Source organism: Ralstonia mannitolilytica, from assembly GCF_000954135.1.
GTDB classification, from domain to species: Bacteria; Pseudomonadota; Gammaproteobacteria; order Burkholderiales; family Burkholderiaceae; genus Ralstonia; species Ralstonia mannitolilytica.
Map to the genome: position 1 here is coordinate 172,475 of NZ_CP010800.1, position 14,009 is coordinate 186,483.

Below are 14,009 nucleotides of genomic sequence, written 5' to 3' on the forward strand. Positions count from 1 at the left end.
GGTTGTCTCCGGGCGCATTCTGCGCGCGTTATCGGTCTTCTGGCTGACTGGCGGTCTTGGAAGCGGACGTGCCCGGCAGCAAGGGCACCTCTGCGATGCGCGCTTCGATCTGCGCCAGCGCTTCGGACAGCGCGTGGACGAGATCGTCGGGCAGCCCGTCGAGCGTGGCATTGATGAAGGCGATGCGTCGCGGCATGCAGTCGAGCACGACGGCCAGACCGGCGTCGGACAGAGATACGTTGGTCAGGCGGTTGTCGCGGGCATCGGTGGTGCGTTCGATCCAGCCGAGCTGCTCGAGCACCTTGAGCTGGCGCGTCAGCGCACCGGGGTCCATCTGCAGGCGCTCGGCCAGCTGCTTCTGGGCCATGCCGCCACCGGTGTGGTCGTGCAGCGCGAGCAGGATGCGCCAGCGCGGCATCGGCTGGCCGACATGCGCCTCGAAAGCGGCCATGAAGGCGCGGTAGGTCCGGCCAAACTGGTGCATGACGGCGAAGCGTTCGCGTTCAGAGGTCATGGATCAAGCGTGAAAGTGCTGAAACCCCGCATGCTAACCGCTGTCGGCCGGTGTGGCGTACTCGGGCTAGTCTGTGTGTTGCACCGGTTCGACGTGATGGAGCACCACCGGCGGCACGCGCCGTACCCGCCACAGGCCCACGAGCGCCGCCACCGTGGCTGCCACAAGGCCGATGTGGATGGCGCCCACCAGCACGTGGCGCGCAGCCTCGAGCAGCGCCGCACCATCGTGGCCGGCGGCATGCAGGTGCGCAAGCAGGGCGGCCTGCGCCTCCTGATCGATGAGGATCTTCGGGTCGGCCAACGGGCGCAGCCAGTGCGTTGCGTTGTCGGCGCTCAGCGCATCGCGAACGCCGGCGGCATAGCGTTCGGTCACCAGCGTGCCGACCAGCGCCGTCCCGACCATCCCGCCGACCATGCGAAGCGATTGCAGCAGCGCGGTCGCGATACCCAGGTGTGCGCGCCCCGCCGTCTGCTGCGCAAACACGGTGAGGTTGGGCAGCACGAAGCCGAGGCCCAGCCCCGCCAGCAGCATCAGCAGCGTAAGCACCGCGTGCGGCATGTCCCTCGAGGACAGCGACATGCCGGCCAACGCCGCGGTCAACAACGCGAAGCCGGCATACAGCATGGCATTCGGCTCAGGGATGCGCGTGACGATGCGCCCGTTGATGATGCTGCCCAGCGTGATGCAGACGACCAGCGGCGTAATCACCAGCCCGGCCTGCTGCGGCGACATGCCGAAGCCGCCCTGGAACAGCAGCGGCGCATAGAAGAGCACCGCGAACATCGAAAACCCCGACAGCAGTGCGAGCACGAACAGCGCAGCGAGCGCGGGATTGCGCACCATGTCGGACGGCAGCAGCGGCTGCTCGGCACGCTGCTCCCACCACCACAGCCCCGCAAAAGCCGCGGCCGACAACGCCAGCCAGCCCAGCATCGGCAATGACAGGCCGTGCCGCGGCAACCACTCGACGAACAGCTGCAGCGCGCCGAGCGCCACCGTAATCAGCAGTGCGCCTTGCCAATCCAGCCGGACGCGCCCGGTGTGCGTGTTCTGGCGCAGATGCGGCAAGAAGCGCCACGCAAACCACAGCCCCAGCACACCAAACGGAATGTTGACGTAGAACACCGAGCGCCAGCCGAACGCCTGCGTCATCCATCCGCCCAGCGTCGGGCCGATGGCGTTGGCAATGCCGAACGACGCACTGAGCATGACCTGCCAGCGCAATCGTACGCGCGCATCGGGAAAGAGGTCCGGGATACAGGCGTAGGCCGTGCCAACGAGCATGCCGCCACCCACGCCTTGCAGCGCCCGCGACCACACCAGGAACGACATGCTGCCCGCCATGCCGCACATGACCGACGCCAGCGTGAAGACCACGATCGATGCGATGACGAAAGGCTTGCGCCCGTAGAAATCCCCCAGCCGCCCGAAGATCGGCACCGTCACCACGGAGGTGAGCAGGTACGACGTGGCCACCCACGCATACAGTTCAAACCCCTTCAGTTCCGCCACCACCGTCGGCAGGGCGGTGCCGACCACGGTCTGGTCGAACGCCACCAGAACGACAACAAAGCAGATGCCGATCATCGCCAGCAGCGATTCCTTGAACGGCAGGACCTGGGTATGCGAGTGCGGGAGCGCGGTATGGACGGCCATGGCAGCAGGGGCAGGATACAAATGATGCATCAACGATTGCTTCGTCAATCAATAGTGTAGCGAAATCGCGTTTCGCCTGCTGGCCGTTGATCGGGATGAAACAAGAGTCCGCTGGAAAAGCGTATGTGAAGCGGGTCGTATTCCCGCGCACGCATCAGCCAAATCCTGACTGGTACGACGAACGGCGCGCCTTTCGTCCACGCAGTACTGCGAAAGTCCCACCCTCCGGACGCCTGTTCTCGCGCATATCCAATGAGACTGCGTCTGTTACCAAACGCTCACCATTTGAAATGAGATAGACCGGTATAGTTATTTCGCGGCTGCACTCGCAAGCGGCGTCGGCGTATGTCAGTCGCCCACCCCGGCGGAGGCAGCCCATCATCGGTTGAAGGCAGGTCGCACGGCTTGATTGCCAATCGCCCCGCGCACGGCGGGCCCGTGCACGCACGTTTCCGTTTGCATTTTTCCCAGGTGAGCTCATGAAAACCGCAGCGCTGATCGCAATGACTTGTGTTGTACTCACTGCCTGTGGCGGCGGTGACGACTCCTCAACGGCTTCGACCGGCCCGAACACGGGAACGGGAACGGGCACTGGAAATGGACCGGGTACAGGCTCGGGCTCCAACGGCGGGAGCACGCTGACGCTGCGCTATGAAGCCCTGTCGCCCGCTGCAGATGCGGCGAGTTTCCTGGCGCTCCTGAACAGCGAAGGCGCAAAAGGCTTCCGCTACCTGAGCGATCGGTTCAACGCATCGGGGACCACGACGACTTCGGTCTTCGTCAACGACGGCACCGCGCAAACGTACACGTACGAACTGGCTGGCGCACAGAGCAGCGCGTCGGCCTTCCTCGCGCAGGCCAATGCGGAGGGCGCGCGCGGCTATCGCTTTGAAGGTCCGCTGACGTATGGAAACCTGTATCGCAAGGACGGTGGGTCGTCTGCGACCTATACCTACGCTGCCCTGGCCTGGCCAGCAAGCCAGGCCGCGTTCCTCACGCAGGCCAACGGGCAAGGACAGTCGGGCTACTGGCTGGTCGGCCCGATCATGCTGGGCCCGGGGAGCACGAGCCTGTACATGAAGGACAATGCCTCGAACGCGACCTACACCTACCATGCGTTGACGCTGCCGGCAACGTCGAGCGATTTCATTGCGCAGGCGAACAGCGAAGGTGCCAATGGCTACCGTGCCAAGGGGGCGCTGGGGTTCGGCACCGACTCCGCCTGGGTCTACGTCAAGGATCAGACGCAATCGTCCTCGTTCACGTACCAGCCGGCGACCATGCAGACGGCGAGCGCAGCGTACATCCAGCAACTGAACGACCTTGGCGCGCAAAGCAACGCATACCTTGGGGACCTCATGATCGGCACGTCGGCGTCCTACTACTTCAAGGCCAGCAACTGCAGTGGGTTCCTCTGCACAACGCTGAATCCGCTGACGCAGAACTGAAGGCTAGCCTGGACGCGCTATCGGATTGGCCACGCAGCGGACGGCGAGCCACTACGGCAACGCCATCATCGGATGCGACTGCCGAGTATTGAAGAATCGTCCGTATGCGCCAACGAAGGAAATGACATGGTCTTCTGCGCGCGCGGACTGGAAATATGGAACAACGCTCGCACACGCGGCGCGAAGGCATCAGGAGCGCATAACGTTTCCAGTTTTTATTCGTTCCCCGCACGATGGGCTTCTTCGACAATGGCTGCCTCCAAAACCATGGGCTGCATGCAATGTCCGCTCGTTCTGCTGGGTTCCGTTTTTTTTCAGCCGCGGTGGCTGCCGCCTCACTGCTGGTGGCCGCTACGGCCCATGCCGATGCCACGCTCGACAAGATCCAGCAGCGCAAGAAGCTGGTAGTGGGCGTCGTGCTGTCAGGCGGCCCGTTTGGCTCCATCGACCCCGCCACGCAGCGGGCGACCGGCTTCAACGTTGACCTTGCACAGGCGCTGGGGCGCGGGCTGGGCGTCGAAGTCGAGACCGTGCAGGTGCAGCCGTCCAACCGCGTGCAGTTTCTGCAGCAGGGGCGCGTCGATGTGCTCGTGGCATCGATGGAACTGAATGCGGAACGCGCGGAACTCCTGGCGCACGTGCCGACCCCCTACTACCGCGTGGGTGGCGTGGCGCTCGTCCCTAAAGACAGCCCCGTGCACCAGTGGAGCGACCTCAAGGGCAAGGACGTGTGCCTGTCGCAAGGCAGCAGCTACACCAAGCCGCTGGCCGCCGACATCGGCGCCACGCCCAAGGGCTTCAAGAGCCCCGCCGAATCGCTGCTGGCCCTGCGCGGCGCCAACTGCGCCGCGGCCGTACACGACGCTACGCTGCTGCAGCCGCTGCCGCGCACCAACCCGGAATGGAAGGACTACCGCGTCGTCGGCCCCGACCTCATTCCCGCGCCCACCGTCATCTGGGCACGCAAGGGCGAGAACGACACGGTGGCCGCGCTCGATCGCATCGTGCAGGGCTGGCACCGCACCGGCTGGCTGATCGAAACCGAGAAGAAGCATGGCATCCAGCCGCCCTCGCCCGCGCTGGTGGAGTGGCATGACAAGCTGCGCGCCAATCGCAGCTGACCGAGGATCTGCCGTTGACCGACGACCTGCTTCTGCGCGCGATTGCGCTGGTCCGCCACACCGGCCTCGACTACGGGTTCCTGGCTGAAGCCTACGAGCGCAACTCGCTCCTGCAGGGTGCGAAGACGTCGCTGCTGGTGATGTTGAGCACCGTGGTGCTGAGCCTTGTCTTTGGCGTGGGGCTGGCACGCCTGCTGGTGTCGCCGCACAGGCGTGTGACGCGGCTTGCGCAGGGCTTTGTCGAACTCACGCGCAACACGCCCACGCTGGTGCAGTTGTGCTGCGCGTTCCTGGTCGTCAACACGCTCATCACGCAGGCGTTGGCGCAGTGGCAGTTGACCAATCCGCTCACGCCGTTCTTCTGGGCGGTAACGCTGCTCTCGCTGCACAAGGCAGCCTTCCACGCAGAAGCACTGCGCGCCGGCATCGAAGCCGTGCCGCCCGCCATGCTCGAAGCCGCCGCGTCGCTCGGCTTCAGCGCGCGGGAACGGCTGTGGCGCGTGCAGCTTCCGCTGGCGTTTCGCGCCGCACTGCCCTCGCTGATGAACAACACAGTGGAGCTGGTGAAAGCGTCATCGCTGGCATCGGCCATCGCGGTGGGCGACCTCACCTACAGCGCGCTGATGATCTGGACGCAACGTGACAACGTGCTCGAATGCATGGTGCTGTTGCTGCTGTTCTACGGCGTGGTCACCTATGCCGTGCACGCCATCGGGCTGTGGCTGGAACGGCGCCTGCGCATGCCGGGTTACGGCACAGCCGGCCAGGCCAAGGCCATCGCAGGAGCCGCGCATGCCTGAGACCCTGTTTGCGACCTTGCTGCACTGGTCACCCGCCCTGCTGCGCGGACTGAGCATCAACATCGGCATCAGCGTGCTGGCGGTTGGCCTCGGTTCGCTGGCGGGGCTTGCGGTGGGCGCGCTGCATCTGTCGCCCGCACGCGGCTGGCAACGCGTGGCCGGGACCTACGTTGTGGCCTTTCGCAATGCGCCGTGGCTTGTGCTGGTCTACGGGATTGCGTATGCCGTGCCATTCGAGGTTGTCGTGCGCGGCCATGTCGTGCCGTTTCCCGACTGGTTCAAGGTGACGCTGGCGCTCGCGTTGCCCGCCAGCGCACACGTGGCCGAGATCTTCCGGGGCGCGGTGCTCTCCATTCCGTCCACGCAATGGGAGGCAGCCGCATCGCTCGCCTTCACGCGCCGCGACATCCTCTGGCGCATCGTGCTGCCGCAATGCGTGCGCCGCATGCTGCCCTCGTGGATGAACCTGTATGCGGTCATCACCATGGGCACGGCAATGGCGTCGCTGGTGGGCGTTCACGACCTGCTCGACACCGCGCAGATCGCGAGCAACACCGTCAACCGCACGCCGTTTACGGTGCTGACGTATTTCACCGTGCTCGCCCTGTTCTTCGTTTACTGCTACCCCATTTCGCGCCTGACCCGGCGCCTGGAGCGCGCCCATGTCGTCGCCTGATCTCCTGCCTCTCGACGCGTCGCCCGATGCCTACGCCGCCGGGCCACTGGTCGCATTGCGCGACGTGCACCTGAGCTTCGGCACCACGCACGTCCTGCGCGGTATCGATCTCGATGTTCGGCGAGGCCAGGCCGTGTCCATCATCGGCCCGTCGGGGTCGGGCAAGTCGACGCTCCTGCGCTGCATCAGCGGATTGCTGCGCCCACAGCGCGGCAGCATCGCGGTGGATGGCATTCGCGTTGACCAGCTTGCCACGGAAGCCGAAACGACTGCCCTGCGCAAGCGCATTGGTTTCGTGTTCCAGCAGTACAACCTGTTTCCGCATCTGAGCGTGCTGGACAACCTCACCGCAGCGCCCGTGCGCGTGCTCGGCCGCAGCCGCCAGGAGGCGGAGTCCGACGCGCACGCGCTGCTCAGCAAGGTGGGCCTGGCCGACAAGGCCCGCGCCTACCCTGGCCAGCTCTCCGGCGGCCAGCAGCAGCGCGTGGCGATTGCGCGTGCGTTGGCGATGCGCCCGGAGCTGATCCTGTTTGATGAAGTCACGTCCGCGCTCGACCCCGAAACCGTGGGCGAAGTGCTCAACGTGATCGAAGCGCTGGTAGACGATGGGCTCACCTGCGTGCTCGTCACGCACGAGATGGCCTTCGCGCGCGCGATCAGTGATGAGGTGGTATTCACAGAACACGGCGTGGTGGTGGAGCGCGGGCCTGCGGCACAGTTGTTCGCGTCCCCGGCCAGCGGACGCACGCGTGCGTTCCTGCGGCGTGCGCTGTCCGGGCATGCCGGTGCAGCGCCGGCCCCGCACGCACCGTGGCACGCCGCCTTCAGCAGCGCGGCGTTTGCGGTCTGACCGCCTGAAACTCACCCACCAATGGCATGCAACGCCGCCGCAGGCACGCGCTGCAACGCCTGCGCCAGATCGGCTATCAGATCGTCCGCGTCTTCCAGCCCGACGTGCAGGCGGAGCACGGCGCCGGCCCGGTTCCACTGCGCGTGGTCATCCAGACGCTCCGGTGCCACGACGGTGACGAGGCTTTCGTAGCCGCCCCACGATGCGCCAATGGCGAACAAGCGCAGCGCATCGGCTACGTGCTCGGCTGCCTGCACGTCGGCACCTTCGAGCACGAACGAAACCAGGCCGTTCGCGCCCTTGAAATCGCGCTTCCACAGCGCGTGGCCCGGGTCATCCGGCAGCGCGGGGTAATACACCCGGCCGACACCGGGCTGCGATTGCAGCCAGCGGGCGACGCGCGTGGCATTGTGCTGGTGCTGCGCCATGCGCACGGGCAGCGTACGCACGCCGCGCAGGGCGAGGTAGGCGTCGTCTGCCCCGATGGTGAGGCCGAGCACATCGTGCGCGGCTGCTAGGCGTGCGGCCACGGCATCCGTGCGGGCGATGACCGCGCCCAGCATCACATCAGAATGCCCCGCCACGTACTTGGTGGCGGCCAGCACAGAAATATCCGCCCCTGCATCCAGCGGACGAAACAGGATGCCCGACGCCCAGGTGTTGTCCGTCGCCAGCACAATGTCATGGCGCCGCGCCACGCTCGCAATGGCGGGCAGGTCATAGATTTCGTACAGCAGTGACCCGGGCGATTCCGTATAGATCAGCCGCGTATGCGGCCGGATGGCCGCTTCGAGCTGTCCGTCAGCCAGGTCCACGTACGACAGCTCGATGCCAAGCCGCTGCAACAGCGCCGCATCGAGCCGTCGCACGGGGGCGTAGATGCTATCCGTCACGATGACGTGGTCGCCGGGCGAAAGCAGCGCGAGAAAGGTCAGCGAAATCGCTGACAGGCCGGAGGGCACCAGGAACGCGCGCACGCCGCCTTCAAGCGCCAGCAATGCGTCTTCCAGGGCGCGGTGCGTCTGTGAGCCATGGCGGCCGTAGCTTGCGACGTTCTCGCCGGCCTTGCGGCGCGCATGCACATCGTGCTGGGCCGCCGTGCTGGCATGGCGCACGGTGCTCGTGCGCTCGACAGGCACGTTGACGGGCGCGGTGCCATTCACAAACGGCGGACTGCCTGCGTGGACGATGCGGGTGGCCAGCGCTCCGGAGGCTTGGCGGACGTCGTGCGTCATTGGGCCTCCACTTCGTTGGCTTCGGATGCGGCACGCGCGTGCGCGGGCAAGCCGGGCTTGAAGGCGGCGCGTTCCAGCGCATCGAGTTGCGCCACGAGGCCGACTTCCCAGGCCAGGTAGCCGCGCGCCGCCTCGAGATTGCCGTCGTGGCGGTCGTGCACGAAGAAGAGGTAATCGATGCGCTCGGGGTCGGTCGGCATTGCGGGCGTGGCTTCGAGCGGATATCCGGCGGCGTGCCAGGCAGGGATGCCGCCATCCAGGCGCTGCACGGACGCGGCGCCGTGCTCGCGCACGTCCACCGCGGCCAGCGCGCTGACAGCGGGATCGTCATCGACGAGCACCACATGCACGCCACGCACACCAGCCAACTGGCGCCGTGTCGCCCAGCGTGCGCCGGGGATGTGGCCCGCGCGATAGGCCGCGCTGCTGCGCAGATCGAACACCTGCGTCTGCCCATGCGGGAGGCCATTGTGCAGCGCTGCGGCAGCGATGCCAGAGAGCGCGGGCGGCTGCCACGCCGCGTCGCTTTGCACGAGTGCGGCGGCATTCGCCTCGCTCAGGCCACCGTCGAGCACGATGGCATCGTGGCCCATCTGCCGCAGCCAGCTGACGATCACCGGCGCGCGGATGCCATCGTCGTCGAAGACGATCAGCCGAGCCCCGCGCACGCCAACGTATTGGTCCGTCGCCTGCAGCAGCTGGCCGCCCGGCGCATGCACCGCCCCTGGAAGGCTGCCGCGTGCAAACGCCTCGGCAGGGCGCACATCGAGCAGGAAGACCGTGCGCGCGTCGCGCTGCCGCTCGGCCCGGACATCGGCGGCGGTGACGCTGGGTACGGCAAACCGGCGCGACAGCTCGGTGACGGCTTCCTGCGCACGGCGGCGCGCAGGCACGTCGATCGTGTCGGGGTAGCGACGGTCTGCGCCGTGCTCGAGCGCGAGGCCATGCAGTTGCCAGCCCTGCGTACCGTTTTCCAGGGCATAGATCGGGTTGCGCAGGCCGAGGTTGCGCAGCGTCTGCGCACCGATGATGCTGCGCGTGCGGCCCGCGCAATTGACGACGACGGGCGTGTCGTCATCCGGGATGAGCGCAGGCGCACGCAGCGCCAGTTCACCGTTCGGGCACGACACCGCACCGGGAATCGTCATGCGGCGGTATTCGGCGACGGTGCGCCCATCGAGCAAGATGTGCCGCTTGTGTTCACGTTGCCAGGCGGCGAGCTCGCCCGCCGTGATATGCGGCGTCTGGTAAGCCAGTTCCGCGAGCTCGCCGAACGTCTTGGACGGCACGTTGACACCCTGGAACAGCGCATACCCCGCGGCCTGCCAAGCCGCATTGCCGCCTTCCAGCACGTGCACGCTGGTGTAACCGAGATCGGTCAGGCGCCGCGCAGCCAGTGTGGCGAGGGCGCCGCCATCGGCATCGGTCACGACGAGGCGCACGGCGCGCCGGGGTGCCAGCCGCACGGCTTCCACCTCCAGCCGGCTGTAGGGCACGGGCGTGGCCAGAAACAGGTGCCCTTCACCAAACTCGCCGGCTTCGCGCACGTCGAACAGCGCGATCTCGGCACCGTCATGCAACCAGGTCTTGAGCGTGGTGGCGTGGATGGATGGAACGGACATGCGGGCCTCGCGTGGATGCGTATTCTGCGGTTGCTGGAGGCAGCCATGGTAGGCACGCCGGCACGCACGCGAGAACGAAGCGATGCATCTATCCATATGCAGGATCATGCCTTGGTGGCGCCGGTTCAGCGTTCTACACTCCGGTGTCTTTCCTCTGACCTGATCTGCCATGAGCCTCGCCGAGCAACGCGACCACGCCATCCGTCAAACCCTCGTCGCCGTCCGTGCGATAGCAGCGCAGGACGGCATCACGCGCGCATCGCTTGCACGCATTGCAGAGCGGCTCCAGGAACTGGCCGCGCAGGAGTCGCTGTTTCCGTTCGACGCCTTTCCGCCGCCCCCTGCGGACGATGCCGATGCCTCCAGCCGCTACCTCCTGCATGAAGAGGCGGACAAGACTTTCGCGCTGTACCTGAACTCCATCAACCCCGGCAAGGCGACGCCACCGCACAACCACACCACATGGGCGGTGATCGTCGCGCTGGAAGGCGAAGAGGTGAACCGCGTCTACACGCGCACCGATGACGGCCGTGATCCGGAACGGGCCACGCTGAGCCTGGCGCGGGAGGTGGTGGTGCAGCCGGGCACGCCCATCACCTTCCTGGACGACGACATCCACAGCATCCACGTCGTCGGCAACACTCCGACCCGGCACTTCCACCTGTACGGCCGCGCCCTCGAAACACTCACGGGCCGCATCGGTTTCGATCTCGCCACCGGGCGTGTGCTGAACTACAACCGCAACTACATGAGCGCGACCAGGCAGGCAGCCTGAGCGCGGTCCGAGCTCCGTAGCGGTATTGAAGCCGCCGCTGACGCATTGGGTTTCGAGTGCCCGCATCGGCCCTCAACGCTGGCTACCCGTCGGCGCCGCCGGGTTCGCACACGCCCCCGCCGCAGTTCGACGTTGCGGTGTCTAACACCAGCATGCAGTACACCGCCGGGGCTACTGCAGGTGCGCTGCCCAGGCCATCTTCGGCACCCCATCGGCATGGTCCACCGGTGCTGAGCGCCCGGCCTGCCGGGCACGGTTTGCACACGCTGCACCTGTCTGCCTTCCATTCGGGCGCGTGAGCTTTGCCGCTATCATGATGCCCGCAACGCCATCCGACCGGCCCATGCCGACAGCCTCAGGCAGTGCGTTGCCGACCTTTCCCTTGCCACCCCGAATCCTGTTGCGAGCCATATGACTTCGCGCCAACGCCCCTCGCCGTCTGAGGATCCGGCCACCATGACCGCGTCCCGCCGCGTGTATCTGAGCCTGCGCGAGCGCATCGTCGAGATGGAACTGCTGCCGGGCACGCGCATCGTCGAGAAAGCGCTGGCGGAAGAGTTCGGCACCAGCCGCACGCCCGTTCACGAGGCTGTGCAGCGGCTCGCTGAAGAGGGGCTCATCGATGTCCAGGCGCGCGTCGGTACGTTCGTCTCGCGCATCCCGCTCAATACGCTCGAAGAAGCCATGCTCGTGCGTAGCGCGCTGGAGGCCGCCATCATCGAGAAGGCAGCCGAGCGCATGACGCCCGAGGGCATCCACAAGCTCAACGTCGTGCTCGAGCGCCAGGCCCAATGCGCGCGAGAAGGCAACCGCCGCGGTTTCTTCCGCACCGACGAAGCGTTTCACGCCACGCTGGCCGAGCTGTCGGGTTACCCCGGTGTGTGGCAGATCATCCTGGACGTCAAGACGCAGATCGACCGCTACCGGTTGCTGACGCTTCCGCTGGAAGGGCGCATGAGCGAGGTGCTCGCGGAGCACCGCGCCGTGATCGACGCGCTGGCCTCGAGCAACCCGAAGCAGGCCGTGCGCGCCATGCGCGAGCATCTGGACCGCGTGCTTCCCGTGCTTGAAATCACGCGCCGCCAGCGTCCGGAGTTCTTCACGGTCTAGCGCCGGTATGTGCCCGGCCCAATGGTCTGGGCCCGGCACCTCCGCTGTGGGGCGGGCACGCCACCAACCCCACGTTCAGATCGACAGGCAAAGCTTGCCGAAATGCTTGCCGGCGGCCTGATGCGCAAACGCCTCGCCAATGTCCGGCAGCGCGAACGTGCGGTCGATCACGGGCTTCATCCCCGTGGCCTCAATCGCGCGGACCATGTCGCGCTGCTGGCTGCGGCTGCCCACGATCAGGCCCTGCAGCGTCTGGTGGCGGCGCATCAGCTCGACCGTCGGCACCGGGCCGGCAATGCCGGTCAGCACCCCGATCAATGAGATGTGGCCCCCCGTGCGGCACGCCTGGATGGATTGCGCCAGCGTATCCGGCCCGCCGACTTCGATCACCTGATCGACGCCACGGCCGTTGGTGTATTCGAGCACCTTGGCGGCCCAGTCGGTATCGCGCCGATAGTTGATCGTGTGGTCTGCGCCGAGTGCGCGCACGCGCTCGAGCTTTTCATCCGACGACGACGTTGCGATCACGCTGGCGCCCATCAGCTTGGCAAACTGCAGCGCGAAGATCGACACGCCGCCCGTACCGAGCACCAGTACGGTGTCGCCCGCCTTCAGCCGCGCGTCGACGACCAGCGCCCGCCACGCGGTGAGCCCGGCCGTGGTCAGTGTGGCGGCTTCTGCGTGGGTGTAGCCGCGCGGTGCGTGGGTGAACCAGTGCGCGGGGCGGACGACGTATTCGCGTGCGTACCCGTCCACGCCGTCGCCGGGCACCGTCTGGAAATCGCTGATGGTGGGGCCACCGTCCAGCCACGTCGGGAAGAACGTCGACACCACCGAATCGCCCACGGCAAATTCCTCGACGCCCTCGCCGACCGCCTCGACCACGCCGGCGCCGTCGGACATCGGGATGCGGCCGTCGGCGCTCGGCATCTTGCCGGTCACGACGCCCAGGTCGTGAAAGTTCAGGGAGCTGGCGTGCACACGCACGCGGATTTCTCCGGCGCGGGGCTGGCCGGGATCGGGCAAATCGACGTATTGAAGTTGGTCGAGGCCAGCGGGCTGGCGCAGTGTGATGCCTTTCATGGTGAAGGGTCCTCAGCAGAACGGTGGGCAGACGACAGCCTTGCAAACACTTGCGCAACGGCTGCGATGCAGGCATTGTCGTGGCGTACATCGAAGCTCGCAAGAACGCACAATTTTGACCAGTACTATCATTTTTGTAGGTATCAACTCATGCGTCTGAAACGTCTGGATGGCAAGAGCGGCTGCGCGGTCGAAGTCACCCTTTCCGTGATCGGTGGCGTGTGGAAGCCGGTGATCCTGTTTCACCTGCTGCCGGGGAAGAAGCGCTTCATGGAGCTGACGCGGCTCATCCCCAATGCCACGCAGCGCATGCTCACGCTGCAGTTGCGCGAACTGGAGGCCGACGGCGTGATCGAGCGGCACGTCTATCCGCAGGTGCCGCCCAAGGTGGAATACGCCCTGACGCCGCTCGGCGAATCGCTGGCGCCCGTGCTCATCAGCCTGCGGGAATGGGGCGAGTCCTATCGCGCCAACGAGCTGGGCGACGCGGCCCCGGCACCATGCGCCACCGGCTCCCCGGCCGCAACGGCCGCCGCCTTGCGGCAGTGACACCGCCCGCCATTTACATCTCGTTACACTTTTGACAACGGGACGTGTCGATTCCGGCCACCCTTCATTCGACGTGCAGGTAGGGGCGCGAAACGCTCGCGCCTCCTCCCGACCCAACCCCCAAGGAGAACCCCATGCGATTCATGGTCCTGCGAATGGCCGACAAGGACACCGAAGCCGGCGTGATGCCCAGCGAAGAACTGCTCAACGCCATGGGCAACTACATGGAAGAGCTCGCCAAGGCCGGCGTGCTGCTGGGCGGCGAAGGCCTGCACCCAAGTTCGCGCGGCGCGCGCGTGGAGTTCCGCGGCGGCAAGCCGACCGTCATCGACGGCCCGTTTGCCGAGGCCAAGGAGCTCATCGCCGGCTACACGATGCTGCAGGTGAAGTCGGAAGAAGAAGCGCTCGAATGGGTCAAGCGCTGGCCCGGGCTCGACGGCGGCGGCAATGTGCGCCTCGAAGTGCGGCGCGTTTTCGAGGCGGAAGATTTTGGTGCGGAGTTCACGCCGGAAGCGCGCGAGCGTGAAGAACGCCTGCGCGCGGAGCTCGCAGCGAAGCAGCCGTAAG

At 66.4% G+C, this 14,009-nt stretch carries 14 protein-coding genes; 9 read left to right on the forward strand and 5 right to left on the reverse strand.

All coding sequences use genetic code 11. The features are described 5' to 3' along the window. Nucleotides 1–28 precede the first annotated feature (28 nt). On the reverse strand, nt 29–514 hold the full coding sequence (locus TK49_RS17335) for a MarR family winged helix-turn-helix transcriptional regulator (protein ID WP_045218462.1): 486 nt from the start codon (nt 512–514) through the stop codon (nt 29–31). Between the two features lie 66 nt (nt 515–580). Next, nucleotides 581–2,173 (reverse strand): MFS transporter, encoded by a 1,593-nt coding sequence (locus TK49_RS17340; protein ID WP_045218464.1) that lies wholly within the window; start codon nt 2,171–2,173, stop codon nt 581–583. A gap of 479 nt (nt 2,174–2,652) precedes the next feature. Here TK49_RS17340 and TK49_RS17345 point away from each other — a divergent pair, with 479 nt between their 5' ends. From TK49_RS17345 to TK49_RS17365, 5 genes are all read left to right on the forward strand, one after another. Next, nucleotides 2,653–3,621: a hypothetical protein gene (locus TK49_RS17345; protein WP_045218465.1), complete on the forward strand. Its 969-nt coding sequence runs from the start codon at nt 2,653–2,655 to the stop codon at nt 3,619–3,621. 281 nt (nt 3,622–3,902) lie between these two features. Then, nucleotides 3,903–4,742, forward strand: a complete 840-nt coding sequence (locus tag TK49_RS17350) for a transporter substrate-binding domain-containing protein (protein ID WP_045220264.1) — start codon at nt 3,903–3,905, stop codon at nt 4,740–4,742. 14 nt (nt 4,743–4,756) lie between these two features. Then, nucleotides 4,757–5,542 carry an amino acid ABC transporter permease gene (locus TK49_RS17355; protein ID WP_045218467.1) on the forward strand — a complete coding sequence of 262 codons (786 nt, stop codon included), beginning with the start codon at nt 4,757–4,759 and terminating at the stop codon, nt 5,540–5,542. Further along, on the forward strand, nt 5,535–6,218 hold the full coding sequence (locus TK49_RS17360; RefSeq protein ID WP_045218469.1) for an amino acid ABC transporter permease: 684 nt from the start codon (nt 5,535–5,537) through the stop codon (nt 6,216–6,218). The genes TK49_RS17355 and TK49_RS17360 overlap by 8 nt, the downstream gene beginning before the upstream one ends. Continuing rightward, nucleotides 6,205–7,068, forward strand: a complete 864-nt coding sequence (locus TK49_RS17365) for an amino acid ABC transporter ATP-binding protein (protein WP_045218471.1) — start codon at nt 6,205–6,207, stop codon at nt 7,066–7,068. Before TK49_RS17360 ends, TK49_RS17365 begins: the two co-directional genes overlap by 14 nt. An 11-nt stretch (nt 7,069–7,079) precedes the next feature. On the opposite strand, the gene metC is transcribed toward TK49_RS17365, so the two are convergent. Further along, nucleotides 7,080–8,303 (reverse strand): cystathionine beta-lyase, encoded by a 1,224-nt coding sequence (gene metC, locus TK49_RS17370; protein ID WP_045218472.1) that lies wholly within the window; start codon nt 8,301–8,303, stop codon nt 7,080–7,082. After that, a complete protein-coding gene (locus tag TK49_RS17375; protein WP_045218474.1) occupies nt 8,300–9,925 on the reverse strand; it encodes a rhodanese-like domain-containing protein in 1,626 nt (541 codons plus the stop codon). The genes metC and TK49_RS17375 overlap by 4 nt, the downstream gene beginning before the upstream one ends. Before the next feature lie 169 nt (nt 9,926–10,094). On the opposite strand from TK49_RS17375, the gene TK49_RS17380 reads away from it, so the two are divergent. Beyond that, nucleotides 10,095–10,700, forward strand: a complete 606-nt coding sequence (locus TK49_RS17380) for a cysteine dioxygenase family protein (RefSeq protein ID WP_045218477.1) — start codon at nt 10,095–10,097, stop codon at nt 10,698–10,700. A 456-nt stretch (nt 10,701–11,156) separates the two neighbouring features. Then, nucleotides 11,157–11,810: a GntR family transcriptional regulator gene (locus TK49_RS17385; RefSeq protein WP_045220266.1), complete on the forward strand. Its 654-nt coding sequence runs from the start codon at nt 11,157–11,159 to the stop codon at nt 11,808–11,810. Nucleotides 11,811–11,885: 75 nt separating this feature from the next. Here TK49_RS17385 and TK49_RS17390 read toward each other — a convergent pair whose 3' ends face one another. After that, the gene (locus TK49_RS17390; protein WP_045218479.1) at nt 11,886–12,893 is read right to left on the reverse strand and encodes a zinc-dependent alcohol dehydrogenase family protein; all 1,008 of its coding nucleotides are present in this window, start codon (nt 12,891–12,893) and stop codon (nt 11,886–11,888) included. A 150-nt stretch (nt 12,894–13,043) separates the two neighbouring features. Here TK49_RS17390 and TK49_RS17395 point away from each other — a divergent pair, with 150 nt between their 5' ends. Continuing rightward, a complete protein-coding gene (locus tag TK49_RS17395) occupies nt 13,044–13,442 on the forward strand; it encodes a winged helix-turn-helix transcriptional regulator (protein WP_045218481.1) in 399 nt (132 codons plus the stop codon). A gap of 134 nt (nt 13,443–13,576) precedes the next feature. Then, the gene (locus tag TK49_RS17400; RefSeq protein ID WP_045218482.1) at nt 13,577–14,008 is read left to right on the forward strand and encodes a YciI family protein; all 432 of its coding nucleotides are present in this window, start codon (nt 13,577–13,579) and stop codon (nt 14,006–14,008) included. The last annotated feature ends 1 nt before the right edge of the window (nt 14,009 follow it).

What these genes read in the sequence shown, in the direction of transcription:
- TK49_RS17390 (WP_045218479.1), bottom strand. Translation starts at nt 12,893, where the DNA reads ATGAAAGGCATCACACTGCGCCAGCCCGCTGGCCTCGACCAACTTCAA.
- TK49_RS17350 (WP_045220264.1), top strand. Translation starts at nt 3,903, where the DNA reads ATGTCCGCTCGTTCTGCTGGGTTCCGTTTTTTTTCAGCCGCGGTGGCT.
- TK49_RS17345 (WP_045218465.1), top strand. Translation starts at nt 2,653, where the DNA reads ATGAAAACCGCAGCGCTGATCGCAATGACTTGTGTTGTACTCACTGCC.
- TK49_RS17395 (WP_045218481.1), top strand. Translation starts at nt 13,044, where the DNA reads ATGCGTCTGAAACGTCTGGATGGCAAGAGCGGCTGCGCGGTCGAAGTC.
- TK49_RS17360 (WP_045218469.1), top strand. Translation starts at nt 5,535, where the DNA reads ATGCCTGAGACCCTGTTTGCGACCTTGCTGCACTGGTCACCCGCCCTG.
- TK49_RS17365 (WP_045218471.1), top strand. Translation starts at nt 6,205, where the DNA reads ATGTCGTCGCCTGATCTCCTGCCTCTCGACGCGTCGCCCGATGCCTAC.
- TK49_RS17380 (WP_045218477.1), top strand. Translation starts at nt 10,095, where the DNA reads ATGAGCCTCGCCGAGCAACGCGACCACGCCATCCGTCAAACCCTCGTC.
- metC (WP_045218472.1), bottom strand. Translation starts at nt 8,303, where the DNA reads ATGACGCACGACGTCCGCCAAGCCTCCGGAGCGCTGGCCACCCGCATC.
- TK49_RS17400 (WP_045218482.1), top strand. Translation starts at nt 13,577, where the DNA reads ATGCGATTCATGGTCCTGCGAATGGCCGACAAGGACACCGAAGCCGGC.
- TK49_RS17335 (WP_045218462.1), bottom strand. Translation starts at nt 514, where the DNA reads ATGACCTCTGAACGCGAACGCTTCGCCGTCATGCACCAGTTTGGCCGG.
- TK49_RS17375 (WP_045218474.1), bottom strand. Translation starts at nt 9,925, where the DNA reads ATGTCCGTTCCATCCATCCACGCCACCACGCTCAAGACCTGGTTGCAT.
- TK49_RS17340 (WP_045218464.1), bottom strand. Translation starts at nt 2,173, where the DNA reads ATGGCCGTCCATACCGCGCTCCCGCACTCGCATACCCAGGTCCTGCCG.
- TK49_RS17385 (WP_045220266.1), top strand. Translation starts at nt 11,157, where the DNA reads ATGACCGCGTCCCGCCGCGTGTATCTGAGCCTGCGCGAGCGCATCGTC.